Raw genomic sequence first — 22,161 nt, 5'->3', positions numbered from 1 at the left:
GGAGGCCGGACATCGGTAATTGCTACCGCAGTTGCCCGGCGCGGCCGCCCGGGCGGTTCCGCTGGGCCGACGGGGCGGGCAAGATCGCGCTCATCGGGGAGCGAGGGGGCGAGCCATGACGACGACGACGGCGGCGGCGCGCGTGCGGGACGCGCTCGGCCCCGCCGTCGCGCGCCGCGAGGCGCTCGTGCCACCCGAGACGGCCGCGCTGCTGCGCTCCGCGCTCGACGTGATCACCGGCGACGCGCACGCCCTCGCGGGGGCCGACGCGGCGCTCGACGAGGTGGTCGGCCTGTTCGGCCTCGACGACGCCGCCGCCGGGGCCCTCGCGGTCGCCCAGCTCGCCGAGGTCCACCCGTCCGGCCACCTGCTCGCCGGGCTGCTGTCCGGCGCCGCCGGCGCGGGACGGCCCACCGTCGCGCTCGCGCTCGAGCTCACCGGTGCGCATCTCGGCTCGGTCGCGGCGCGTGCCCTCGTCGACCCCGCAGGCCCGCTGTGCCGCACGGGCCTGCTCGAGCTCGCCGGCGACGACCCGCTGCCCGCCCGCACCCTGCGCCTGCCACCCCGGGTCGCCGCGCGGCTCGTCGGCGCGGTGCATCCGCCCGAGCACCTCGCCCGGCTCCTCGTCGCCCCCGTCCCGTGCGACAGCCCCGCCGCGGCCGCCGTCGCCGCGGCCCTGCGGGCGGGGGAACCCCTCGTGTGGGTGCACGCCCCGCTCGGCACCGCGGGCACCGCCGAGGCCGTCGGAGCGTGCCGCACGCTCGACGTCGCCGTGCTCGTCGCCGACCTCGAACGCCTCCCGACGGCCCCCGACGCGCCCCTCGACGCCGACCTCGTGCGCCGCACGCTGCGCGACCTCGCGCTCGAGGCGGGCATGACCGGGTCCGTGCTCGTCGTCGCCGGTGCGCACGTCGCCGGACCGCACGTCGTCGAGCTCGACCGCGCCGTCATGCCCGTCGTCGCCGTCGGCCGCACCGCGTGGGACGCGCGCTGGGCCGCGACCCTCCCCGCCGCCGTCACCGCGACCCGGCTCACCACCGCCGCCCGCGCCGAGCACTGGGACCACGTGCTCGGCGACGGCGTCGCGACCCGCGACGTCCTCGCGCTGCGCCTCGCACCCGAGCAGATCGACGCCGTCGCCCGGCGTGCGCTCGCCGACGCCGAGCTCGCCGGGGACCCCGCGCCCGAGCCGGCCACGCTGCTGGCGGCCGCCCGCCGCCTGTCCACGAGCACCGTGTCCCGCACGTCCACCGGCTCGGGCGCGTCGCTCGACGACCTCGTCCTGCCCCCGCGCACCCGCCGCGAGGTCGAGCGCCTCGTCGCCTGGGTACGGGACCGCGACGACGTGCTCGCGCTCGGCGACCTGCACGGCAAGGGCGGCAAGGGCACCGGCATCACGGCGCTGTTCTCCGGCAGCCCCGGCACCGGCAAGACGCTCGCCGCCCACGTCGTCGCCGACTCCCTGGGCGCCGACCTGTACGAGGTGGACCTCGCCGCCGTCGTCGACAAGTACATCGGCGAGACCGAGAAGAACCTCGAACGCGTCTTCGCGCACGCCGAGTCCCTCGGTGCGGTGCTGTTCTTCGACGAGGCCGACGCGCTGTTCGGCGCGCGCTCCGCCGTCACCGACGCGCGCGACCGGTACGCCAACCAGGAGGTCTCCTACCTGCTGCAACGCATGGAGGCGTCCGAGGCCGTGACCATCCTCGCGACCAACCTGCGCGGCAACCTCGACCCCGCGTTCGCCCGCCGCCTGCACTTCACGGTCCACTTCCCCGACCCCGACGAGACCACGCGCGCCCACCTGTGGAAGCACCACCTCGCCCAGCTGCCCACGACGGACCCCGCCGACCCCGTCGACGTGGAGCTCCTCGCCCGCGCCCTCGAGCTCGCGGGCGGCGACATCCGCAACATCGTCCTCGCCGCCGCCTACGACGCGGTCGCCGAGCACCGCCCCGTCGGCATGCGCGACGTCCGCCTCGCCGCCACCCGCGAGGCGGCAAAGCTCGGCCGCCGCATCTCCCACCCCGACTGGCCCACCCACCCCTGACCCCGCCCCATCCACCCCTGACCCCCAGCGACCGCCGCGCCCACCCACCCCCTCCCCCGCGCCCCCACCCCGCCGAGCGCGCACGTTTACACCCGACTGCGCACGCCAACCGTGCGCAGTCGCCGCGCAACGTCGGCACTCGCCAGATGGGCGCGAGCGAACCTCCCGGACCGAACCCGACCCGATCTCCCCGCCTCGCGCGCCCGGCCCGGCCCGGTCCGTGCCCGCCCCCACGCACCCCCATCCGCGCCGACGCGCGACTGCGCACGTCGGTCCACGAGTGCGCACGTCGAGCGTGCGCAGTGGGTGCAGAGGGGGCGCGCTCGGCGGGGGTGGGGCGCGGGGGGTGGGGTGGGCCGTGGGAGGGTGGGGGTGTGAGGTTCTGGGGTCGTCAGGAACGCGTGCCGATCGAGGTCGACGACGGATTCCACGTCGCCGAGGCGCCCGCGCTGCAGCGCGCGATCGTGCAGGTCCTGGGCGCGGACAAGGTCGGCGGCGTCCCGGTGCCCGCGGAGCTCGAGCTCGAGGAGGGGCGCGAGGGCGCGCTCGTCGTCGTGTGGCGGAACATGATCGTCGGCTTCGTCCCGCCCGACCGCACGGCCGAGCTGACCGCCCGGCTCCCAGGCGGGCACGCCGTGGGAGTCGTGCACGGCTGCGTCCACCCCGAGGTGCACGAGGTCCCGCGTGACGGCGACGACCGCCACGGCGTCCTGTGGCGCGTGTGGGCCGGCCCGGCCCCGGATGCGTTCCCCGAGGTGCCGGAGGACCTGGACCGTCTCGCGGTCCCGGAACGCACGATCCTGGGCATCCCCCTGCCCAAGACCCACAACCCCCCACCCCGCTGACTCCCTGCCCACCGGACCGGCCCGCCCCAGCCCGTCGAGCGCGCACGTCCCGCGCCGAGCGCGCACGCTCGACGACCGCACTCGCACACGAACGTGCGCACTCGGCGGGGGCGGGTCAGGACTCGAGCGTGCGGGTGCTGCTCGGGTTGAGGACCTGGATCACGCCGCCCCACGCGCACTGGCACTGGGCGCCGAGCACCAGGGCGGGCTGGCCGCCGATCACCGTGGTCGTCGCGCCGTTGACCCACGGGGTCGTCGCGGGCACGCACGGCATGGGCGTGAGGACCCCGAGCGCGGACGCGGTCGCCGCCGCGACCGTCGGGTTCGCGAGCGACGTGCACATGCCGAACGTCGGGATGTTCACCAGCGGGGTCGCGTCGACGATCGTCGCCGCGGGCTTGCCCTCGACGAGCACGCGCGACGTCGGCAGCACGATCAGCGACGCGGGCGCCGCCCCGAAGCTGCACATCATCATGGCCGTCGCCGCGACCGCCGGTCTGCTCATCGGGTCACCACCGGTTCACCACTCGCTCCCGGCCACGGACGCCGTGAGCTGCTCGCCCGTCGTCGTGATGAAGCACAGCGTCGTGCGGTCCGCGTCCCGGTCCCAGCTGCGCGGCGACGGCACCAGGTACGTGAAGAACAGCGTCGAGTCGCGGTAGTCCACGCCGACGTAGTCCTCGAACTCCTGCGCGCAGCGCCCGTCCGCGAAGGCCTTGAGGGCCTCCGCCCCCGGGAAGTCGGTCGCCCCCTCGTCGTCGTACACCGCGAGCGCGTACAGCTCCTGCTCGTGCGGCTCGGCGCAGTCGACGCGGGACAGCTCGGTCAGCTCCTGCTCGATGTCCTCCGGCGCGCGGAAGCAGTCCCCCACGGCGACGTCGAACACCGAGACCTGGTCGACCTCCTCGTCGCGGTCGAGCAGCGAGCACCCCGCGCAGACGGCGACGACGAGCGCCGCGGCAGCCCCGGCACGCAGCGCCGACCGCGCCCTGACGAGCCCGACGGGCCTGACGACCCGCACCCCGACGTGCACCGGCGACCCCCTCACGGCTCCCCCGGACCGGACGAACCGCCGCGAGCCTAACGAGCGCCGACGAGCCCGCCATCCGTAGTCGTTGCGCAATCGCACCCGCCGCGCAGCGCCGCGCCCCGTGCGAGGATCGGCGCATGACGAGCCAGACGCCGGCCCCCGACGCAGTCGCTGCCTCCCCCGCGCACGTCCCCGCGCCGATCCCCTCCCGCGAACCCGCCAACGCGGGCGGCACCCGCCTGTGGGTCGAGCGCACGGGCACGCGCCGGTACGTGGGACGCAGCTCGCGCGGCGCGAGCGTCGAGATCGGGGACATCGCCTACGAGGGTGCGTTCACGCCCGGCGAGCTCATGAAGATCGCGCTCGCGGGCTGCTCGGGCCTCTCGTCGGACGCCGCGCTCGCGCGACGCCTGGGCGACGACGTGCCCGTGACGATCGAGGTCGAGGGTCTCGCCGACGAGGCCGAGGACCGCTACCCGGCGCTCACCGAGCGGCTCGTGGTCGACCTGTCCTCCCTCGACCCGGCGGCGCGCGAGCGCCTGCTGACGGTCGTGCACCGCGCGATCGACCAGCACTGCACCGTGGGCCGCACGCTCCAGGCGGGCGCGACCGTCGACCTAACCGTCGTCGGGGAGCGCTGAGCGCCGTGCCCCGCATCGTCGAGGAGGCCATCGCCCGCGCCGTCCAGGTGCCGTCCAGCGCCGTGCACCAGCACGTCGCGAGCCTGCGACGGCGCAACCCCGAGGCGACGCCCGAGCAGCTCGTGCGGCTGCTCGAGAAGGAGTTCCTCGTCGTCGTCGCGAGCGCGGGCGGCGCCGTCGGTGCGGCCGCCGCGGCTCCCGCGGTGGGCACCGGGGTCGCGCTCGTCCTGACCGCGAGCGACGTCGCGACGTTCTTCAGCGCGTCCGCCGCGTACGTGCTCGCGGTCGCGTCCGTGCACGGCATCGAGGTCGAGGACGTCGACCGGCGCCGCGCGCTCCTGCTGACCGCGCTGCTCGGCGAGTCCGGCGCGAAGGCGCTCACGGACGTCACAGGCATCGGCGCGACGAACGTCGCGCGGCTGCTCCTGACGCGCATGCCCGTCGCGACCGTGAAGAAGGTCAACACGACCCTCACGCGGCGCCTGCTGCGCAAGCAGCTCGCCAAGCAGTCGGGGCTGTTCTTCGGTCGCCTGCTGCCCTACGGGATCGGCGTCGTCGTCGGGGCGACGGGCGGTCGCGCGCTGGGCCGCGAGGTCATCGCGGGCACGCGCAAGACGTTCGGCCCCGCTCCGGCCACGTTCCGCGACCCGATCGAGCTCCCCGCACAGCCGGTGCGCGACGAGCTCACGGCGGGCTCGCCGGTCTCGTCGGATGCGCCGGTCTCGTCGGACGCTCCCGCGCTGCCCGCCGGACCGCCGCCGCGCCGTCGCGGGCTGCCGCGTCTCGGCCGCCGCTGACCCACGGCGACCACCCCGGGGCGCCGCCCGGCCCGCGGTGCGGCGGGTCAGCGGGCGGCGCGGACCGTCACCAGGGGTGTGCGGTGTCCGGCGTCCGGGTCACCAGCGGTCGTGCACGTGCGCGCGGATGCGCTCGTCGTAGATCGCGGCGAATCGCTCCTGCAGCTCCGGCGTGAGCGGCGCGAGCCCCGCTGCGCCCGCGTTGCCGCGCGCCTGCTCGGGGTTGCGCGCGCCGGGGATCACCACGGAGACCCCCGGCTGGTCGATGATCCAGCGCAGCGCGAGCTGCGCGGTCGTCGCGCCGTCGGGCGTGAGCGCCGCGACCTCGCGCGCGGCCTCGACGCCGACGTCGTACGGCACGCCGGAGAACGTCTCGCCGACGTCGAACGCCTCGCCGTGGCGGTTGAAGCTGCGGTGGTCGTTCTCGGCGAACGTCGTCGTCGCGTCGTACCGGCCCGACAGCAGGCCGGACGCGAGAGGCACGCGCGCGATGATCCCGACACCGGCCTCGGCCGCGGCGGGCAGCACGCGCTCCAGGGGCTTGCGTCGGAACGCGTTGAGGATGATCTGCACCGAGGCGACGTGCGGGCGGGCGATCGCGGTGAGCGCCTCGTCGACGGTCTCGACGGAGACGCCGTACGCGGCGATCCGGCCCTCGTCGACGAGCGTGTCGAGCGCGTCCCACGTGGCCTCGCGCGAGTAGACCTCGGTGGGCGGGCAGTGCAGCTGGACCAGGTCGAGCGTGTCGACGCCGAGGTTCTCGCGCGAGCGGTCGTTCCACGCACGGAACGCGTCCAGGCTGTACGCGTCGGCCACGTGCGGGTTCGCCCGGCGGCCCATCTTCGTCGCGACCGTCAGCCCGGAGGCGGCCCCGCCGCGCGACGCGACGAACTCGCCCACCAGCCGCTCGGAGCGGCCGTCGCCGTAGACGTCCGCGGTGTCGAGGAACGTGACGCCCGCGTCGACCGCGGCGGCGAGGACCTCGAGCGCGGTGTCCTGGTCGACCTCGCCCCAGTCCGCACCGAGCTGCCAGCAGCCCAGCCCCACGACCCCGACCTGTCGTCCCGTCCGCCCCAGCGCGCGCGTCTCCATGCCTGGAGGTTAACGTCGCCGCAGCACGTTCTCCGAACCGGACAGGGGGCCGGCCACGTCTGCAGCCCGTGCGTCCCTGACGCTCCCCGTGACCTCCGACCAGGCGTGGGACCTGCTGGTCGACGCGCGCCACCACGCGCGGTGGATCCCGTGGACGACGGTGTCCACCGACGGCCCGCCCGCGGTCGGTGGGCGCGTCGAGGCGAGGACCGCACGGGTGCTGGTGGACCGCATGACGATCACGCGCCTCGACCCGCCGGACGGGGACCGCGCGGGGGTCGCGGTGTTCGCCAAGCGCGGACCGTTGCTGCTGGGGCGTGCGCTGATCGCGGTGCGTGCCGACGGCGACGAGTCGCACGTGCTGTGGCTCGAGGACGTCCACCTCGCCGGTCCGCTGCCGCGGGCGCTCACGCGCGCGGCGCTGCGACCCGTGCTCGCGGGGACGGCTGCGCTCGCCCTGCGCGCGGTGCGCCGCGAGCTACGCGCAGGCACCCCGGCCCGCGCGTAGGCGCGCAACAGATCGTTCATCCGGGCTCGTCGGACGCAACGGATCGTGCCCCGATGCGCAAGCGCCGTTCATCGGTTGCGCGGCCGCGCGCCTCTACGCTCGAAGCGACCACGGCCTCACGCGCCGCGCACCCCCGTCCCCGAGCCAGGGAGCACCATGACCGCCACCGCCCGACGAGCCCCCGGCCGTACCGACCGCCACTACCTGATGTGCGAGCCCGTGCACTACACGGTCTCCTACGAGATCAACCCGTGGATGGACAAGACCCGGTACACCGACGTGGAGCTCGCGCTGCGGCAGTGGCGCACGCTGCGGGACACGTACCTCGACCTCGGGCACACGGTCGAGCTCATCGACCCCCTGCCCGGCCTGCCGGACATGGTCTACGCGGCGAACGGCGCGACCGTCGTCGGCGGCGTCGTGTACTCCGCGAAGTTCCGGTACCCCGAGCGCCAGCCCGAGGGCCCCGCCTACCAGAAGTGGTTCGCGGACCGCGGCTACGTCACGCACACCGCCGCGCAGATCAACGAGGGCGAGGGCGACATCCTCGTCGTCGGCGACCTGGTCCTCGCCGGCACCGGGTTCCGCACCGACCGCGCCGCGCACGCCGAGGCGCAGGAGCTGTTCGGCCGCCCGGTCATCAGCCTCGAGCTCGTCGACCCGCACTACTACCACCTCGACACCGCGCTCGCCGTGATCTCGTCGGACCCCGCGTCCCCGCAGGTCGCGTACTACCCGCCCGCGTTCTCCGCGGGCAGCCGCGCGGTGCTCGACCAGCTGTTCCCCGACGCGATCCACGCGACCGCGTCCGACGCCGCCGCGCTCGGCCTCAACGCCGTGTCCGACGGCGAGAACGTGGTCGTCGCCCCCGGGGCGCGCGACCTGGCCGCCGCGCTGCGCGAGCGCGGCTACACCCCGATCCCCGTCGACACGAGCGAGCTGCTCAAGGGCGGCGGCGGGGCCAAGTGCTGCACCCTCGAGATCCGCGCCTGAGCGACGGCTCACGGGACCGACGAAGGAGAGCGCGATGACCGCCACGACCACGTCCGTCAGCCGGCTCGCGCGCAACTACGCGCCCCTGCCCGTCACGCTGGTCTCGGGCGAGGGTGCGTGGGTGACCGACGACGAGGGTCACCGGTACCTCGACCTGCTCGCGGGCTACTCCGCGCTCAACTTCGGCCACCGGCACCCCGCGCTCGTCGCCGCCGCGCACGCGCAGCTCGACCGGCTCACGCTCACGAGCCGCGCGTTCGACCACGACCTGCTGCCGCGGTTCGCGGACGCGCTCGCCGCGCTCGTCGGGCCCCTGCTGGCACCCGGTCCGCTGGGCGGCGACCCGCTCGTCCTGCCCATGAACACCGGCGCCGAGGCCGTCGAGACCGCCGTCAAGGCCGCGCGCAAGTGGGGCTACGAGACGCGCGGCATCGCGCCGGACCGCGCGACGATCGTCGTCGCCGCCGGGAACTTCCACGGCCGCACGACGACGATCGTGTCGTTCTCCGACGACCCCGACGCCCGCACCGGCTTCGGACCCTTCACCCCCGGCTTCCGGACCGTGCCGTTCGGCGACGCCGCCGCGCTGCGGGACGCGCTCGACGAGACCGTCGTCGCCGTGCTGCTCGAGCCCGTGCAGGGCGAGCACGGGGTCGTCGTGCCGCCCGACGGGTACCTGCCCGCCGTGCGCGCCGCGTGCGACGAGGCCGGCGTGCTGCTCGTCGCCGACGAGATCCAGTCCGGGCTCGGCCGCACCGGTCGCACGCTCGCGTGCGAGACGTGGGGCGTGCGGCCCGACCTCGTGACGCTCGGCAAGGCGCTCGGCGGCGGGATCCTCCCCGTGTCGGCCGTCGTCGGGCGGTCCGACGTGCTCGGCGTGCTGACCCCCGGCACGCACGGCTCGACGTTCGGCGGCAACCCGCTCGCGTGCGCGGTCGCGCTCGCCGTGATCGACCTGCTGACGCCCGGCGACGTGCAGGCCGCGGCGAGCGCCCGCGGGCTCGAGCTGGGCGCCGCGCTCGACGCCATGACCGCGCAGGGGCTGCTCACCGGCTACCGGCGCCTCGGGCTGTGGGCCGGTCTGGACGTGCCGCACGGCACCGGCCGGGCCGCGTGCGAGGCGATGCTGGGTGCGGGCGTGCTGGCCAAGGACACGCACGGCCGCACGCTGCGTCTGGCGCCGCCGCTGACCATCAGCCCCGCGGACCTCACCGAGGCCCTCACGCGCACCGCCACGGCCCTGCGCACCCTGACGTGACCCCCCCTGACGTGACCCCCTGACCCCGCGGACCCGTCTGACCCGTCTGACCTGACCCGACCGCCCCGCCCACGACCCCGCCGCGCCGGCCACCCCGCCGCACGACGACCTCGCCCCGGGCCTCCCGGCCCGACCCAGCCGCCGACCCCGTCATCCCTCCGGTGACTCCCCTCCACTCCCGGAGCCGTGGCGGGGTCGGTCCTGACCCACCCCGGCCGTCCCGCCCCCACACCGTCGTAGCTCCGGCTCCCGCGCCCCGGAGCCGGAGCAACGACGGTCTCGGCGGGTCGGGCACGGCCGACCCCGCGGTTGCTCCGGGTTCCGGCGGTCGGAGCCGGAGCAAGCGCGGGGTCGCGGGTTGGGGTCGCGGGGCGGGGCCGCGGGGCGGGGCGGGGACGGGGGCGGGTCAGCGGAAGAGGACCGCGCCGAACAGCCAGCCGCTCTGGGTCGCCGCGCCGACGTACATCGTCGAGACGTCCGTACGGCGCATCTGCTTGTCGTGGCTCGCGGAGCGAGCCCACGCCTGGACCAGGTACGACGCGGTGCTCGTCCCCACGCAGCCGACGATGTTGTCGCCGCCCGAGTGCCAGATGCCGCCGCGCGTGCCCATGTCGAGCGCGTGCGAGGTGAGCGAGCCGGACCGGGAGACCGAGAGCTTCGGCAGGCCGAGCGACGCGCGGTAGGAGTTGATCGCGGCGCCCAGCGTCGACGCGCTGGCCTCACGTGCCCCGGAGCCGCCCGTGCCCGAGCAGACCAGCCCGCCCGCGGGGATCCCGCGCTGCACGGGCGTCGAGCCGCCGGTGCGAGGCCTCGTCGTGGTCGAGCGTGGCGGTGCGGCGACGCGCTGACGCGCCCGCTCGGCGGCGGCCGCGGCCTCGGCGGCCTTGCGCTCCTCCTCGGCCTTCTGCCACGCCTTCTCGCCGTCCTGGGCGGTCTTCTGCGGTCCGACGAGCCCGGCGCGGGCCGTGCGCAGCTCGTGCAGGCTCGCCGCGTCGTCGGCCGCCGTCGTGCGGGCGGTGTCGATGGCGCGCTGCAGCGCGGTGCGCGCGTCGGCGGGCGCGTGCGTCGTCGCCGCGAGCGCGGCGGCCGCGGCCTCGACGGCGGTGGTGAGCGCGGCGACCTCCGACGAGCGCGCGCCCGTCCACGTCGCGACCTCGACGCGGGCACCCGACGACGACGGCGCCTGCGCCTCGACGGCGGCGGTGACCGCGTCCACGCGGGCGCGGGCCTCGGCTCGCGCGACGTCCTGCCGGTGCGCGCGGTCCTGCGCGACCCAGCCGCCCGTCGCGGTCGCGGCGAGCGCGACGATCCCCGCGACGGCGACCGCCCGCAGCGCACGCCGGTGCGCGGGCCGCAGCGTCCGCGGTGCGCGCAGCTCGTCGGCGACCCGCAGCGCGCGGCGCGCGACCTCGGGCGGCAGCGCGGCCTGCGTCGAGGACGGGGTCCCGGCCGGCGGGTCCTGGGCGGGCGTCGTCGGCGAAGCGACGAGGCCCGCGGGCATCCCCGCGAGGGCGTGCGCGCCGCCCGACGAGGGCTGCGCGCGCTGCGTCGGGATGGTCCGGACGGGCGTCTCGACCCCCGAGGGGGTGCCCGGCTCGGTCGGGAGCGCGCGCTGCCGGGGCAGCACGGCCCCGGCGGGCCGCGCCGACCCGCCGGCGGGCGAGGACGCGTGCGACGACGTGTGCGAGGACGTGTGCGCGGCGTCGGCGGCGGTCACGGGCGTGCCCGAGCGGGCGGGGCGCTGGGTCGGGACGGTGGGGCTCGGCGGCGGGGTCTCGCGTGCGGGCTGTGGTGCAGCCACCTCTCGCGGGTCCGCCGCCTGGGCGTTCGCGCCGTCGGGCGCGTCCGTCGTCGGCGTCGGCTGGTTCACGCAGTCCCTCCCGTCGCTTTCGTGGCAAACATCCTGCAATGGCATCGGCAGGCCCGCCTCTCGACTGAAGCCGCCCGCCGGACCACTCGCCGGACCATCCGACGATTCACCCGCCGACCGCCCGCCGACCCACCCGCCGACCCACCCGCCGACTCACCGCCGACTCACCGGGTCGCCACCTGGTCACGCACGGCGTCGTCCGCGGGATCATGGGCGCATGACCGACCCCCTCGACGCGGCGATCCTGCGCGTCCTCGCGGCCGACGCGCGTGCGACGTACGCCCAGATCGGCGCCCAGGTCGCGCTCTCGGCGCCCGCGGTCAAGCGTCGCGTGGACCGCATGCGGGACGACGGCGTGATCCGCGGCTTCACGGTCCGGCTCGACCCGGCCGCGCTCGGGTGGCAGACCGAGGCGTTCGTGGAGATCTACTGCCAGGGCTCGACGAGCCCGGCGACCATGCGCGCCGCGGTCGAGCAGTACCCGGAGGTGGTGACGGCGAGCACGGTGACGGGCGACGTGGACCTCGTCGTGCAGGTCCGGGCGCGTGACATGCGGCACCTGGAGCAGGTGGTGGAGCGGCTCGCGGCGGAGCCGTTCGTGTCCCGCACGCGGTCGACGGTCGTGCTCTCGGCGCTCGTGCGCCGCCCGGACGTCACGCCCCTGTAGCGCTCGTCGCCCCGCCGCAAGCCCGGCGACGGTCAGGCGGCTCCGGTCAGGCGGCTCCGGTCAGGCGGCTCCGGTCAGGCCTCAGGCGTGGGCTCGCCCGTGGGGTCGGTCGTGGGCTCGACGGGGTCGGGCGCGGCCTCGGCAGCGGCGGCGGCCTGGTCGGCGAGGTCCTCGGCGCGGCTCCCGACGACCATGACGGGGCACGACGCGTGGTGCAGCACGGCCTGGCTCGTCGACCCCAGCAGCAGCCCGCGGAACCCGCCGCGTCCGCGCGACCCGAGCACGACGAGGTCGCACGCGGTCGAGAACTCGGTGAGCAGCTCGGCGCCCGTGCCGTCGAGCGCGAACCGCCGCACCTCGACGCCGGTGCCGGCCACGGCCTTGTCGACGACGACGTTGAGCCCCTCGGTCATGTCCCCGAGCACCTGCTCGTGGTCGACCGTGGACGGCAGCCACGCGAGCAGCCCGGTCATGGACCCCACGGGCACGCCCGAGACCGCGGTGAGCTGCGCACCCCACGCGCCGGCCTCGTCGATCGCGTACCGCAGCGCGCGCTCGGCCTGCGGGGAGCCGTCGACGCCGACGACGATGCGGCGCACGGGCGGGACGGGCGGCACCTCGGCGTCCTCGGGCAGCTGGTGGCCCTGCGCGTCGCGCAGCGGCACGACGACGACCGGGCAGTACCCGTGCGCGGGCAGCGCGGACGACACGGTGCCGAGCAGCCGGTCGGCGAACCCGCCGCGCCCGCGCGTGCCGACGACCGCGAGCCGCGCCTCGCGCGACAGCTCGACGAGCACGCCCGCGGCGTCGCCGGTGTGGACCTTCGCGGTGACCGGGACGCCCCGGTCGGCGACGCGTGCGGAGGCCTCGGCGAGGACGGCGGCGGCACCCTCCTGGATCGCGGTGTCGTCGAGCGCGGCGTACCCGCCGTCGAGGGACGCAGCCGCGAACGACGGCAGCGCGTACGCGCACACGAGGTGCAGGCGCCAGCCGCGGCGCACCGCCTCCTCGACGGCCCAGTCGAGCGCGTAGAGGCTCGCCGTCGACCCGTCGACCCCCACGAGGATCACGTCGTCGCGCGTCATGTGCCCTGCTCCTTCGCTGGTGCTGCCCGGGTGCCCTCCCTCAAGTCAACACCAAGCGTTCCTCAAGAGCGAGGCGCTCCCCCGCCGACCGCGTGACGTGCCGTCCCCGCCGCCGTCAGGCGACCGAGGCGTCCGCCCAGCCGAGCAGGTACGGCTCCCAGTCGGGCTGCCGGACGTGCACGGTGTGACCCGCGAGCGGGCCGCGCGGCGCGCGCGGCGTGAAGGGCAGCTCCCAGCCGAGCTCGGACAGCAGGCGGTCGGCCTTGCGGTGGTTGCACCGCGCGCACGCCGCGACGACGTTCTCCCACGCGTGCGGACCGGAGCGGCTGCGCGGCACGACGTGGTCGACCGTGTCGGCACGTCCGGCGCAGTAGGCGCACCGTTCGTGGTCGCGTGCGAGGACCGCACGGCGCGTGATCGGCACGTGCGACCGGTGCGGGACGCGCACGTAGCGCTGCAGGCGCACGACCGACGGGGCGACGACGCTGAGCCGCTCGGAGTGCAGGACGGTCGCGCCCGGCCGCTCGACGACCGCCTTCTCCAAAAGGAGCAGGAGCACCGCGCGCCGCACGGGGACCACGCACAGCGGCTCGTAGGAGGCGTTGAGGACGAGCGTGCCGCTCACGGGCGCCCCCGTCGCCGGACGCGCGCCCGCGCGCCCCCTGGTCCGTCTCCTGATGTGGCGACTGTCGGCGGCACGGCGCCCTCCCTGCGTGGTGGGACGGACCTGGCTGGCCCGTCCGAGGAGCTTCGGTGCGCGATCAGACTAACCACACCTCACGGTGCGAGGACACGACAAAGCCCCGGCGACAGCTCGTGTCGCCGGGGCTTCGTGACGTGCGGGGCAGCTCAGCCGATGCGGATGAAGACCGGCGAGCTCTGCCAGATGGAGCGGAACTGGATCGTCTTGCCCGGGCGGGGCGCGTCGATCTGCTGGTTGCCGCCCGCGTAGATCGCGACGTGGCCGGGGCTCCAGATGATGTCGCCCGGCTTGGCGTCGGCGCGCGAGACCACGGTGCCCGCGTAGCGCATGCCGCTCGAGGTGCGGGGCAGCGAGACGCCGAGCTGGCGGTACACGTACGAGATGAAGCCCGAGCAGTCGAAGCCGCTGGGGCTCGAGCCGCCCGAGACGTACGGGACGCCGACGTAGCGCGCGGCGATCTCGAGGACCGCGTTGCCCGAGACGCTCTGCGGCACCGGGTTGTTCGCGACGCGCTGCGACGAGCGCGAGGGCGACTTCGTGACCGTGCGGGTCTCGACGACCGGCGGGGCCTTGGGCTTGGGGATCGACACCTTGAGCGCGGGGGCGTCGATCGTCCACGCGGCGTCGGCCGGGGCGCTGACGACGGCCTCGGTCTCGAGCAGCGCGCGGGCGGAGGCGGTGAGCGCCTCGGTGTCGACGGCGGCGAGCGCGCCCACGGAGGCGTCGTCCGACGTCGCGGCCAGAGCGGGGGTCGCGCCGAGCATTGAGACGACGAGGCCGCCGGAGGCGGCGACGACGGCCGAACGGCGACCGACGGTACCCATCTGCTCTGATGCGACCGCGGCCAGCTCGGTCAGCGGCGTCGAGGGCCGGCGTGCGGCCCGGTGACGTGCATTCGTCATGCGTGGTCTCCTAGCGCCTGCGAGGTCAGCTGTCGGGTTCGGGTGGGAGATCACCCGGCCTCGCCGCGGACCGGAGTCTGCGACGGGGCTTCACCCCAAGGACGCCGTAGCGCCCGAATGTGGGTCCCCCGCCCCTGCCGGCGGTTCGTGCGGACCTCTCGCGGCGGCAGGGCTAGGCGTTCCGCTCGAGGGCTTCGCGGAGGAGGGGTTCCGTGAAGCAGGTCGAACGTACATGAGGCCCCCGGAGATTGTCACGTTCCGATCACGACGAATCCGCGGCAGTCTGGACACGCGCCCAGGAGGCGCGCGCCAGGTCGGGGCGAAGGTCCTGGCCAGAGGCGGTGGGAGCGTGCGTCACGGATCGTGACGCAGTTCACCCGGCGAGCGGTCGTCTCAGCATCCGACCAATTCGGACGGATGACCACATCACGCGCAGATCACGGCGCCCCCGCTGCGGCCGGGCGGGGTACGGCGCGCAGCGGTCAGCGCTGGCCCACGAAGATGTGCCGCGCGACCTCGTCGGGAAGGTCGAGGACGACCTCCGCCCCCGGCACGCCCACGGTCACGACCCCCGCGGCCTTCTCGACCGTGATCTCCGCACCCGGGACCACGCCCGCCGACGCGAGCCGCGTCAGCAGCTCCACGTCGACCTGCAGCGGCTCCGCGATCCGCGACACGACCGCGCGCCCGTCGGCGCCGGCCGTCGCCTGCGTGAGCGACTGGACGCCGTCGAGGAACCCGACCGGCGTCTGCTCCTCCCCGATCTCCGGCAGGCCCGGGATCGGGTTGCCGTACGGGTCGAAGTGCGGGTGGTCCAGCAGCGCCGCGAGGCGCTTCTCGACGCGCTCGCTCATGACGTGCTCCCAGCGGCACGCCTCCTCGTGGACGTACGGCCACTCGAGGCCGACGACGTCGGTGAGCAGCCGCTCCGCGAGGCGGTGCTTGCGCATGACCCGCACGGCCTTCGCGTGGCCGAGCTCCGTGAGCTCCAGGTGACGGTCCCCCGTCACGACGACGAGCCCGTCACGCTCCATGCGCGCGACGGTCTGCGAGACGGTCGGACCCGAGTGGCCGAGGCGCTCCGCGATCCGCGCGCGCAGGGGGGTGATGCCTTCCTCGGTGAGCTCGTAGACAGTCTTGAGGTACATCTCCGTCGTGTCGATCAGGTCGCTCACCGCGTTGCCTCCCAGGTCGCAACGGCCGCTGCGTCCTCGGCCGCAGTGACAGGGTAGTTGGTCCCAAGGACGGTCGTGGGGCACCCCCCGACGGTTCTATCCTCGCTGGGTGCCCGAGATCACCGCCGCGAGCGGCGCGCCCACGACCCTGACGATCCCCGCGGAGCTGCTGCCGCGCGACGGACGGTTCGGCTCCGGGCCGTCCAAGATCCGCACCGCGCAGGTCGAGGCGCTCGCCGCGTCCGGCGCCTCGCTGCTCGGCACGTCCCACCGCCAGGCGCCCGTGCGCCGGCTCGTCGGCCGCGTGCGCGCGGGTCTCGCGGAGCTGCTGTCGCTGCCCGACGGCTACGAGGTCGCCCTCGGCAACGGCGGCTCGACGCTGTTCTGGGACCTCGCCACGTTCTGCCTCGTCGAGAAGCGCGCCGCGCACGGCGTGTTCGGCGAGTTCGGCGCGAAGTTCGCGGCGGCGACGACGAGGGCGCCGTTCCTCGACGAGCCCGTCGTCACCCGGGCCGCGCCCGGCTCGGTCGCCGTGCCCGCGCACGCGGACGGCGTGGACGTGTACGCCTGGCCGCAGAACGAGACCTCCACGGGTGCCGTCGCACCGGTCCGCCGTGTGGAGCGCTCGCGCGAGCAGGGCGCGCTCGTCGTCGTCGACGCGACGTCCGCCGCGGGCGGCGTGCCCGTCGACGTCGCGCAGACCGACGTCTACTACTTCGCGCCGCAGAAGTCCTTCGCGTCCGACGGCGGACTGTGGCTCGCGGCGCTGTCGCCCGCGGCCGTCGAGCGTGCCGAGCGGCTCGAGCGCGAGCGCTGGGTGCCCGAGAGCCTGTCGCTCACCACGGCGGTGACGAACTCGCGCCTCGACCAGACGCTCAACACCCCGGCCATCGCGACGCTCCTGCTGCTCGCCGAGCAGGTCGACTGGATGCTCGCCGGCGGCGGGCTCGAGTTCACCGCGAACCGCAGCGCGACCTCGTCGGGCCACGTGTACGCGTGGGCGGAGGCGCGCGACTGGGCGACCCCGTTCGTCGAGGACCCCTCGCTGCGCTCCCCCGTCGTCGCGACCGTGGACTTCGCACCCGAGGTCGAGGCCGCCACGATCGCGAAGGCGCTGCGCGCGCACGGCGTCGTCGACGTCGAGCCCTACCGCAAGCTCGGCCGCAACCAGCTGCGCATCGCGACCTACCCCGCGGTCGACCCGGACGACGTCCTCGCGCTCACGGCGTGCATCGACCACGTGGTCGACCAGCTCGTCTGACCCCGTCCTTCGCCCGTCCTTCGCCCGCCGTTCGCCCCGTCCCTCGCCGGTCCCGCGTGGGCCTGGCTCCCGCGACGTCCAGGCACGACGAAGGTCGCCGACCCCCTCGTGGCCGGCGACCTTCGTCGTGATCGCGGGACGAGCCCGCTGCGTCAGGTCTGTCTGACGTCAGGACTGCCTGGTGTCAGGACTGCCTGGTGTCAGGACTGCTGCGCCCGGCGGCGGTGACGCATGGTCGCGGCGAGCGCGATCGCACCGGCGGCCACGAGCCCGCCACCCACGAGCGCCACGGGCAGCGCGTTCGACCCGGTCGCGGAGAGCTCAGGCGTCGGGTCGTCCGCGAGCACCGAGCTGCCCGGAGGGCTCGTCAGGCACTGCGGGCTCGACGGCGGGTACGCCACGGTCACGGTCGCCTCGGGGTTGACCTCGAACTTCACCTGCACGGACGGGCGGACCCAGTCGTACTCGTCGCCCTCGACCCAGGTGCCGTCCGGCAGCTGCCGCCAGCCCGGCCAGTCGACGCCCTTGCCGTTCTGCTCCACGGCACCCGGCCACAGCACGGTGCCGGACAGCGGCAGGCCGGACTGGACGACGTCGGCGCCGCTCGGGTTGATCCACGTGATCGTCACGGTGGTGTTCGGCGTCCCGATGGCCTCGACCGCGTACTGCAGCTTCGGCACGTCGTTGTCGCAGATCGGGTTCTTGGTGACGACGCGCAGCTCGCACGGCAGCGGCGGTGCGTAGTCGCCCTCGCCGTCGGCGGCGGGGGCGTCGGCGTTGATCTCGCAGCCGTCCGTGGGCGGCGGCTCGGTGACCGCCGAGGCCATCGACGGCGCGCCCACGACGAGCACGGCGATCATGAGTGCGAGACAGGTCCGCAGGAGCTTGCGCATGAGGGCGACCCACCGTCTGGAGAGTTCGGACGATTCGTACATTTCGGGACCTATCCTCGCGCTCGCGGGCCACCTCTCCTAGCGGCAGATCGGGTGATTTCCACCGGCTCCCATACCTTCGACCTGTTTTCTTGCCCCGTCCGGGTGGTCCGTTGCCCTCGTCAGCGACTCCCGACCCCGCCCGTCTGTCGCGACCCCGCGCTTCCTCCGGCTTTCGTCATCCATACCGCGAGCGATGACGGTCTCGGCGGGAGGCGCGACGACGAACCCGCGGTTCCTCCGGCTTCCGTCGTCCATACCGCGAGTGATGACGGTCTCGGCGGGAGGCGCGACGAGTCTGCTGCTCGCGGCGTCGGGGGTCGGTCCGCGAGCGAGGACGGGGTCGTCGGGACCGGGTCGTCGAGGGGCGGGGTCGTCGGGACCGGGTGGTCGAGGGGCGGGGTCGTCGGGACCGGGTCGTCGAGGGTGCGGGGTCGTCGCGACCGGGTCGTCCGGGTCTGGTCCTGACTGGGTGGGACAGGGATCAGGCGGCGGTGGCCTTGTCGGCGGTGTCCTGGGCGGCCGAGCGTGCGGCACCCTCGAGGCGCGCGTGCTCGTCGGACGCGCGCTCCGCGACGCCCGAACCGTCGCGGTGCACGACCTCCAGGTGCGGGCGGTGCAGGTGGTAGCGGACCTCGACGTCCCACGCCTTGCGCGCCCACAGCGCGGCACCCGTGGAGACCAGGAGCGCCGTGATCGAGCCGATGCCGATCGACCACCGCGCGCCGAACTCCTCCCCGATCCAGCCGACGACCGGCGAGCCGATGGGCGTCGCGCCGAGGAAGACCATCATGTAGAGCGCCATGACGCGCCCTCGCATCGCGGGCTCGGTGGTCATCTGGATGGTCGCGTTGGCGGCCGTCATCATCGTGAGCGACGCGAGCCCGACGGGGATGCACGCGACCGCGAACGACGCGTACGTGGGCATGAGCGCCATCGCGCCGGACGCGAGCCCGAACCCGAACGCCGCCCCGATCACGAGGCGCACCCGCGGCCGCTCACGTCGCGCGGCGAGCAGCGCCCCCGTGAGCGAGCCGATCGCGAGGATCGAGCCGAGGATCCCGTACTCCCCGGCGCCCTTGCCGAACTCGGTGCGCGCCATGAGCGCGCTCGTGAGCTGGAAGTTGAGCCCGAACGTCGAGACCACGCCGACGACGACCATGATCACGACGATGTCGGTGCGCCGCCGCACGTACCGCATACCCGCGCGGATCTGCCCCTTGGTGCCGCGCGGTGCGGTCGGCATGGTGTGCAGCTCGGTCAGGCGCATGCCGGTGAGCGCGAGGATCGTCGCGGCGAACGAGACCGCGTTGATGACGAACACCCACCCGGTGCCGACCCACGCGATGAGCAGCCCGGCCAGGCCGGGGCCGATGAGGCGCGCGGCGTTGAACGACGCGGAGTTCAGGCCGACCGCGTTGGACAGCTTGTCGGCCGGGACGAGCTCGGCGACGAACGTCTGGCGCACCGGTCCGTCGATCGCCGAGACGCAGCCGAGCAGGCCGGCGAACACGTACACGTGCCACAGCTGCGCATGGCCCGACAGCACGAGCACACCGAGCGCGGCGGCGAGCACGCCCTGGCCCACCTGCGTGGCGATGAGCAGCTTGCGCCGGTCGAGGCGGTCCGCGAGCAGGCCGGCCCACGCGGACAGGAACAGGGTCGGCGCGAACTGCAGCGCGGTGGTGATGCCGACCGCCACGCCGGAGTCGTCGGACAGGTCGGTCAGGACGAGCCAGTCCTGCGCGACGCGCTGCATCCACGTGCCGACGTTCGCGACGAGCGCGCCGGCGAACCACAGCCGGTAGTTGAAGAACCTCAGGGAGTCGAACGTGCTCATGCCTCGGCGATCCTCCGCAGCAGCGCGATCGCCTCGTCGAGGCGCCGGCGCTCGTCGGACGTCATCGCCTCGAGCTGCGCCTCGAGCCACTGCGACCGCTTGCGCCGGGTCTCGCTGACCTCGGTGCGGCCCGCGTCGGTGAGGCTCACGACGACGACGCGGCCGTCGGTGGGGTGCGCGTCCTTCGCGACGAGGCCCGCGTCCGCGAGGCAGTTGACCGTGCGTGTCATGGACGGCGGCTGGATGCGCTCGAGGTCGGCGAGCTGGCCCGGCGTGAGGGGGCCGCGCTTCTCGAGGTGGACGAGGACGGAGTACTGCGGGTCGGACAGGTCGGCGGAGCCGCGCTCGGCGCGGATCCGACGGGCGGCCATGATCACGGCGGGGCGCAGCTCCGAGGCGAGGGCGTGGGCGTCGGAGGGCATGGTCGTGAGCATAACTCATTACCTGTAGTAATGACTCTGGGAAAAGGCCGTTCCGCGCCTCACGCACGACGACGCCGCCCGCCCCCACCAGGGGACGAGCGGCGTCGTGAGTCCGTGCGGCGCGTACGCCGTCGGGTCAGGGTCGGCCCAGTGCCCGGTACGTCCAGCCCGCGGCACGCCAGCGCGCCGGGTCCAGCACGTTGCGGCCGTCGAGGATGTGCTTCGCGGCGACCACGTCCGCGAGCTTGTCCGGGTCGAGGTCCCGGTACTCCGCCCACTCCGTGCCCAGCAGCACCACGTCCGCGTCCTTCACCGCGTCCAGCACGTCGTCCGCGTAGTGCAGGTTCGGGCGCGCGGCCCGCGCGTTCTCGATCCCCTGCGGGTCCGTCACGACGACGTGCGCACCCGCCTTCTCGAGCATGTCCGCGACCGCGAGAGCCGGCGAGTCCCGGATGTCGTCGGAGTTCGGCTTGAACGTCGCACCCAGCACCGCGACGCGCTTGCCGACGAGCGTGCCCTCGCACACCTCGCGCGCCAGCTCGACCATGCGCTCCCGGCGCCGGCCGTTGATCGAGTCGACCTCACGCAGGAACGTCAGCGCCTGGTCCACGCCCAGCTCGCCCGCACGCGCCATGAACGCGCGGATGTCCTTCGGCAGGCACCCGCCGCCGAAGCCGAGGCCCGCGTTGAGGAACTTGCGGCCGATGCGCACGTCGTAGCCGATCGCGTCCGCGAGCTGCGTGACATCACCGCCCGTCGCCTCGCACAGCTCCGCCATCGCGTTGATGAACGAGATCTTCGTCGCGAGGAACGAGTTCGCCGCGACCTTCACGAGCTGCGCCGTCGGGTAGTCCGTCACGACGAGCGGGGTGTCGTCCGCCAGCGGCGTCGCGTACACCTCGTCGAGCAGCACCTTGGCCGCCTCGCCCGCGGGCGTCACCACACCCTGCGCGTCGGTCGGCAGGCCGTACACGAACCGGTCCGGATGCAGCGTGTCCTCCACCGCGAAGCCCTCACGCAGGAACTCCGGGTTCCAGATCAGCGTCGCGCCCGTCGGCGCGATCTGCTCCGCGAGCCGCTCCGCCGTGCCCACCGGCACCGTCGACTTGCCGACGACCACGTCACCCGGCTGCAGGTGCGGCAGCAGCGACGTGACCGACGCGTCGACGTACTGCATGTCCGCGCGGAACTCGCCCTTCATCTGCGGCGTGCCCACGCACACGAAGTGCACGCGCGCGCCCGCGACGGCGGCGATGTCCGTCGAGAACGTCAGACCGCCCGCCGCGCCCGCCTCGAGCAGCAGCTCCGGCAGACCCGGTTCGAAGAACGGCGCACGACCCGCACGCAGCGCGTCGATCTTGCGCTCGTCGACGTCGATCCCGACGACCTCGTGGCCGAGAGACGCCATGGCCGCGGCGTGCACCGCACCCAGATACCCACAACCGATCACGCTGATGCGCACGACTTGCACTCCTGTTCCAGGGACGGTCTCGCACGAGGGTACCGGCCGGATCCGGCCTACCCTCACACCCGTGGTCCCATCCGTCTCGTCCGGCTCGCCCGTTTCCGGGCGCCCCTGGCACACACGCCGCCGGGTGCTCGTCGGCGCTCTCACCTGCTGGACCATGCTCGTCGCCTGGATCACGCTGCGGCCCGCCGACGAGTTCGACGACGAGCTGGGAGTCGTCCGGGAAATCTGCACGTGGCTCGCCGCACACGGCGTCCCCCTGTCGTTCGAGGTGACCGAGGCCCTCGCGAACGTCGTGATGTTCGTGCCGCTCGGGGTGCTGCTCACGCTGCTCGTCGGCACCGACCCGACCCCCGCGCCCCTGCGCGGACCCGCCCGCGTGGTCGCGCTCAGCACGGTCACCGGCCTCGTGCTGTCCAGCGCGATCGAGCTCGCGCAGCGCACCTGGCTGCCCACGCGCGTCCCGACCGTCCAGGACGTCGTCATGAACACGCTCGGCGCCCTGCTCGGCGCAGCCGCCGTCGTCCTGCTCGACGCCCGCCGGGCTCGCCGAGCCGAACGCCGACGGGCCGGCTCCCCCGCAGGAGAACCGGCCCGTCGTTGACGTGCGTCGAGCGCGGAT

Annotated in this window: 22 protein-coding genes and 1 riboswitch; of the genes, 10 read left to right on the top strand and 12 right to left on the bottom strand. The window is 74.8% G+C overall.

What is annotated here, in order from left to right; translation table 11 throughout:
• The first annotated feature begins 115 nt into the window (after positions 1 to 115).
• Together F1D97_RS06240 and F1D97_RS06235 are read left to right on the top strand one after the other, a co-directional pair.
• Positions 116 to 2,050: an ATP-binding protein gene (locus F1D97_RS06240; protein ID WP_236123011.1), complete on the top strand. Its 1,935-nt coding sequence runs from the start codon at positions 116 to 118 to the stop codon at positions 2,048 to 2,050.
• Between the two features lie 374 nt (positions 2,051 to 2,424).
• A complete protein-coding gene (locus F1D97_RS06235) occupies positions 2,425 to 2,895 on the top strand; it encodes a hypothetical protein (RefSeq protein WP_236123010.1) in 471 nt (156 codons plus the stop codon).
• A gap of 115 nt (positions 2,896 to 3,010) precedes the next feature.
• Here the strand turns inward: F1D97_RS06235 and F1D97_RS06230 are convergent, their stop codons facing one another.
• Positions 3,011 to 3,400, bottom strand: coding sequence for a DUF4280 domain-containing protein (locus tag F1D97_RS06230; RefSeq protein WP_236123009.1), 390 nt, complete (start codon positions 3,398 to 3,400; stop codon positions 3,011 to 3,013).
• 15 nt (positions 3,401 to 3,415) lie between these two features.
• Complete coding sequence (locus F1D97_RS06225; protein ID WP_236123008.1) at positions 3,416 to 3,943, bottom strand: septum formation family protein; 528 nt, start codon at positions 3,941 to 3,943, stop codon at positions 3,416 to 3,418.
• Positions 3,944 to 4,062: 119 nt separating this feature from the next.
• Here F1D97_RS06225 and F1D97_RS06220 point away from each other — a divergent pair, with 119 nt between their 5' ends.
• Entirely contained in the window at positions 4,063 to 4,566 is a 504-nt protein-coding gene (locus tag F1D97_RS06220) for an OsmC family protein (RefSeq protein WP_236123007.1), read from the top strand.
• 5 nt (positions 4,567 to 4,571) lie between these two features.
• The gene (locus F1D97_RS06215) at positions 4,572 to 5,363 is read left to right on the top strand and encodes a hypothetical protein (RefSeq protein ID WP_236123006.1); all 792 of its coding nucleotides are present in this window, start codon (positions 4,572 to 4,574) and stop codon (positions 5,361 to 5,363) included.
• A 99-nt stretch (positions 5,364 to 5,462) separates the two neighbouring features.
• Here F1D97_RS06215 and F1D97_RS06210 read toward each other — a convergent pair whose 3' ends face one another.
• Positions 5,463 to 6,455, bottom strand: a complete 993-nt coding sequence (locus F1D97_RS06210; RefSeq protein ID WP_236123005.1) for an aldo/keto reductase — start codon at positions 6,453 to 6,455, stop codon at positions 5,463 to 5,465.
• Positions 6,456 to 6,543: 88 nt separating this feature from the next.
• Here F1D97_RS06210 and F1D97_RS06205 point away from each other — a divergent pair, with 88 nt between their 5' ends.
• The 3 genes from F1D97_RS06205 to rocD all read left to right on the top strand — a co-directional run bounded on the left by F1D97_RS06205 (position 6,544) and on the right by rocD (position 9,214).
• Positions 6,544 to 6,963 carry an SRPBCC family protein gene (locus tag F1D97_RS06205; protein ID WP_236123004.1) on the top strand — a complete coding sequence of 140 codons (420 nt, stop codon included), beginning with the start codon at positions 6,544 to 6,546 and terminating at the stop codon, positions 6,961 to 6,963.
• 156 nt (positions 6,964 to 7,119) lie between these two features.
• Positions 7,120 to 7,956, top strand: a complete 837-nt coding sequence (ddaH, locus tag F1D97_RS06200; protein WP_236123003.1) for a dimethylargininase — start codon at positions 7,120 to 7,122, stop codon at positions 7,954 to 7,956.
• A gap of 34 nt (positions 7,957 to 7,990) precedes the next feature.
• Complete coding sequence (gene rocD, locus F1D97_RS06195) at positions 7,991 to 9,214, top strand: ornithine--oxo-acid transaminase (protein ID WP_236123002.1); 1,224 nt, start codon at positions 7,991 to 7,993, stop codon at positions 9,212 to 9,214.
• A 406-nt stretch (positions 9,215 to 9,620) separates the two neighbouring features.
• Here the strand turns inward: rocD and F1D97_RS06190 are convergent, their stop codons facing one another.
• Entirely contained in the window at positions 9,621 to 11,084 is a 1,464-nt protein-coding gene (locus F1D97_RS06190; RefSeq protein WP_236123001.1) for a hypothetical protein, read from the bottom strand.
• 217 nt (positions 11,085 to 11,301) lie between these two features.
• On the opposite strand from F1D97_RS06190, the gene F1D97_RS06185 reads away from it, so the two are divergent.
• Positions 11,302 to 11,751, top strand: coding sequence for an Lrp/AsnC family transcriptional regulator (locus tag F1D97_RS06185; RefSeq protein WP_236123000.1), 450 nt, complete (start codon positions 11,302 to 11,304; stop codon positions 11,749 to 11,751).
• 74 nt (positions 11,752 to 11,825) lie between these two features.
• On the opposite strand, the gene F1D97_RS06180 is transcribed toward F1D97_RS06185, so the two are convergent.
• The 4 genes from F1D97_RS06180 to F1D97_RS06165 form a co-directional block, all read right to left on the bottom strand.
• Positions 11,826 to 12,836 carry a universal stress protein gene (locus F1D97_RS06180; protein ID WP_236122999.1) on the bottom strand — a complete coding sequence of 337 codons (1,011 nt, stop codon included), beginning with the start codon at positions 12,834 to 12,836 and terminating at the stop codon, positions 11,826 to 11,828.
• 115 nt (positions 12,837 to 12,951) lie between these two features.
• Complete coding sequence (locus F1D97_RS06175) at positions 12,952 to 13,461, bottom strand: HNH endonuclease (RefSeq protein WP_094181890.1); 510 nt, start codon at positions 13,459 to 13,461, stop codon at positions 12,952 to 12,954.
• A gap of 224 nt (positions 13,462 to 13,685) precedes the next feature.
• The gene (locus tag F1D97_RS06170; RefSeq protein WP_236122998.1) at positions 13,686 to 14,441 is read right to left on the bottom strand and encodes a C40 family peptidase; all 756 of its coding nucleotides are present in this window, start codon (positions 14,439 to 14,441) and stop codon (positions 13,686 to 13,688) included.
• A 17-nt stretch (positions 14,442 to 14,458) separates the two neighbouring features.
• Positions 14,459 to 14,589, bottom strand: a riboswitch (cyclic di-AMP (ydaO/yuaA leader).
• Positions 14,590 to 14,923: 334 nt separating this feature from the next.
• On the bottom strand, positions 14,924 to 15,616 hold the full coding sequence (locus F1D97_RS06165) for a metal-dependent transcriptional regulator (protein WP_236122997.1): 693 nt from the start codon (positions 15,614 to 15,616) through the stop codon (positions 14,924 to 14,926).
• Positions 15,617 to 15,725: 109 nt separating this feature from the next.
• Here F1D97_RS06165 and serC point away from each other — a divergent pair, with 109 nt between their 5' ends.
• Positions 15,726 to 16,877 (top strand): phosphoserine transaminase, encoded by a 1,152-nt coding sequence (gene serC / locus F1D97_RS06160; protein WP_236122996.1) that lies wholly within the window; start codon positions 15,726 to 15,728, stop codon positions 16,875 to 16,877.
• Between the two features lie 200 nt (positions 16,878 to 17,077).
• On the opposite strand, the gene F1D97_RS06155 is transcribed toward serC, so the two are convergent.
• From F1D97_RS06155 to F1D97_RS06140, 4 genes are all read right to left on the bottom strand, one after another.
• A complete protein-coding gene (locus tag F1D97_RS06155; protein ID WP_236122995.1) occupies positions 17,078 to 17,770 on the bottom strand; it encodes a peptidase in 693 nt (230 codons plus the stop codon).
• Positions 17,771 to 18,293: 523 nt separating this feature from the next.
• Positions 18,294 to 19,649 (bottom strand): MFS transporter, encoded by a 1,356-nt coding sequence (locus F1D97_RS06150; RefSeq protein ID WP_236122994.1) that lies wholly within the window; start codon positions 19,647 to 19,649, stop codon positions 18,294 to 18,296.
• Positions 19,646 to 20,071: a MarR family winged helix-turn-helix transcriptional regulator gene (locus F1D97_RS06145; protein ID WP_236122993.1), complete on the bottom strand. Its 426-nt coding sequence runs from the start codon at positions 20,069 to 20,071 to the stop codon at positions 19,646 to 19,648. The genes F1D97_RS06150 and F1D97_RS06145 overlap by 4 nt, the downstream gene beginning before the upstream one ends.
• A gap of 136 nt (positions 20,072 to 20,207) precedes the next feature.
• Positions 20,208 to 21,533, bottom strand: a complete 1,326-nt coding sequence (locus F1D97_RS06140) for a UDP-glucose dehydrogenase family protein (protein WP_236122992.1) — start codon at positions 21,531 to 21,533, stop codon at positions 20,208 to 20,210.
• Between the two features lie 133 nt (positions 21,534 to 21,666).
• Between F1D97_RS06140 and F1D97_RS06135 the strand changes: the two genes are divergently transcribed.
• Entirely contained in the window at positions 21,667 to 22,143 is a 477-nt protein-coding gene (locus tag F1D97_RS06135; RefSeq protein WP_236122991.1) for a VanZ family protein, read from the top strand.
• Positions 22,144 to 22,161: the final 18 nt, after the last annotated feature.

This window comes from Cellulomonas palmilytica (assembly GCF_021590045.1).
Taxonomy (GTDB): Bacteria; Actinomycetota; Actinomycetes; order Actinomycetales; family Cellulomonadaceae; genus Cellulomonas; species Cellulomonas palmilytica.
The sequence above is the reverse complement of the archived record's forward strand: the minus strand, read 5'-3'. Positions and strand labels throughout refer to the sequence as shown.

Coding starts and splice junctions, on each gene's coding strand:
- F1D97_RS06240 (WP_236123011.1), top strand. CDS start 116: ATGACGACGACGACGGCGGCGGCGCGCGTGCGGGACGCGCTCGGCCCC.
- F1D97_RS06230 (WP_236123009.1), bottom strand. CDS start 3,400: ATGAGCAGACCGGCGGTCGCGGCGACGGCCATGATGATGTGCAGCTTC.
- F1D97_RS06220 (WP_236123007.1), top strand. CDS start 4,063: ATGACGAGCCAGACGCCGGCCCCCGACGCAGTCGCTGCCTCCCCCGCG.
- F1D97_RS06210 (WP_236123005.1), bottom strand. CDS start 6,455: ATGGAGACGCGCGCGCTGGGGCGGACGGGACGACAGGTCGGGGTCGTG.
- ddaH (WP_236123003.1), top strand. CDS start 7,120: ATGACCGCCACCGCCCGACGAGCCCCCGGCCGTACCGACCGCCACTAC.
- rocD (WP_236123002.1), top strand. CDS start 7,991: ATGACCGCCACGACCACGTCCGTCAGCCGGCTCGCGCGCAACTACGCG.
- F1D97_RS06185 (WP_236123000.1), top strand. CDS start 11,302: ATGACCGACCCCCTCGACGCGGCGATCCTGCGCGTCCTCGCGGCCGAC.
- F1D97_RS06180 (WP_236122999.1), bottom strand. CDS start 12,836: ATGACGCGCGACGACGTGATCCTCGTGGGGGTCGACGGGTCGACGGCG.
- F1D97_RS06170 (WP_236122998.1), bottom strand. CDS start 14,441: ATGACGAATGCACGTCACCGGGCCGCACGCCGGCCCTCGACGCCGCTG.
- F1D97_RS06155 (WP_236122995.1), bottom strand. CDS start 17,770: ATGCGCAAGCTCCTGCGGACCTGTCTCGCACTCATGATCGCCGTGCTC.
- F1D97_RS06150 (WP_236122994.1), bottom strand. CDS start 19,649: ATGAGCACGTTCGACTCCCTGAGGTTCTTCAACTACCGGCTGTGGTTC.
- F1D97_RS06145 (WP_236122993.1), bottom strand. CDS start 20,071: ATGCCCTCCGACGCCCACGCCCTCGCCTCGGAGCTGCGCCCCGCCGTG.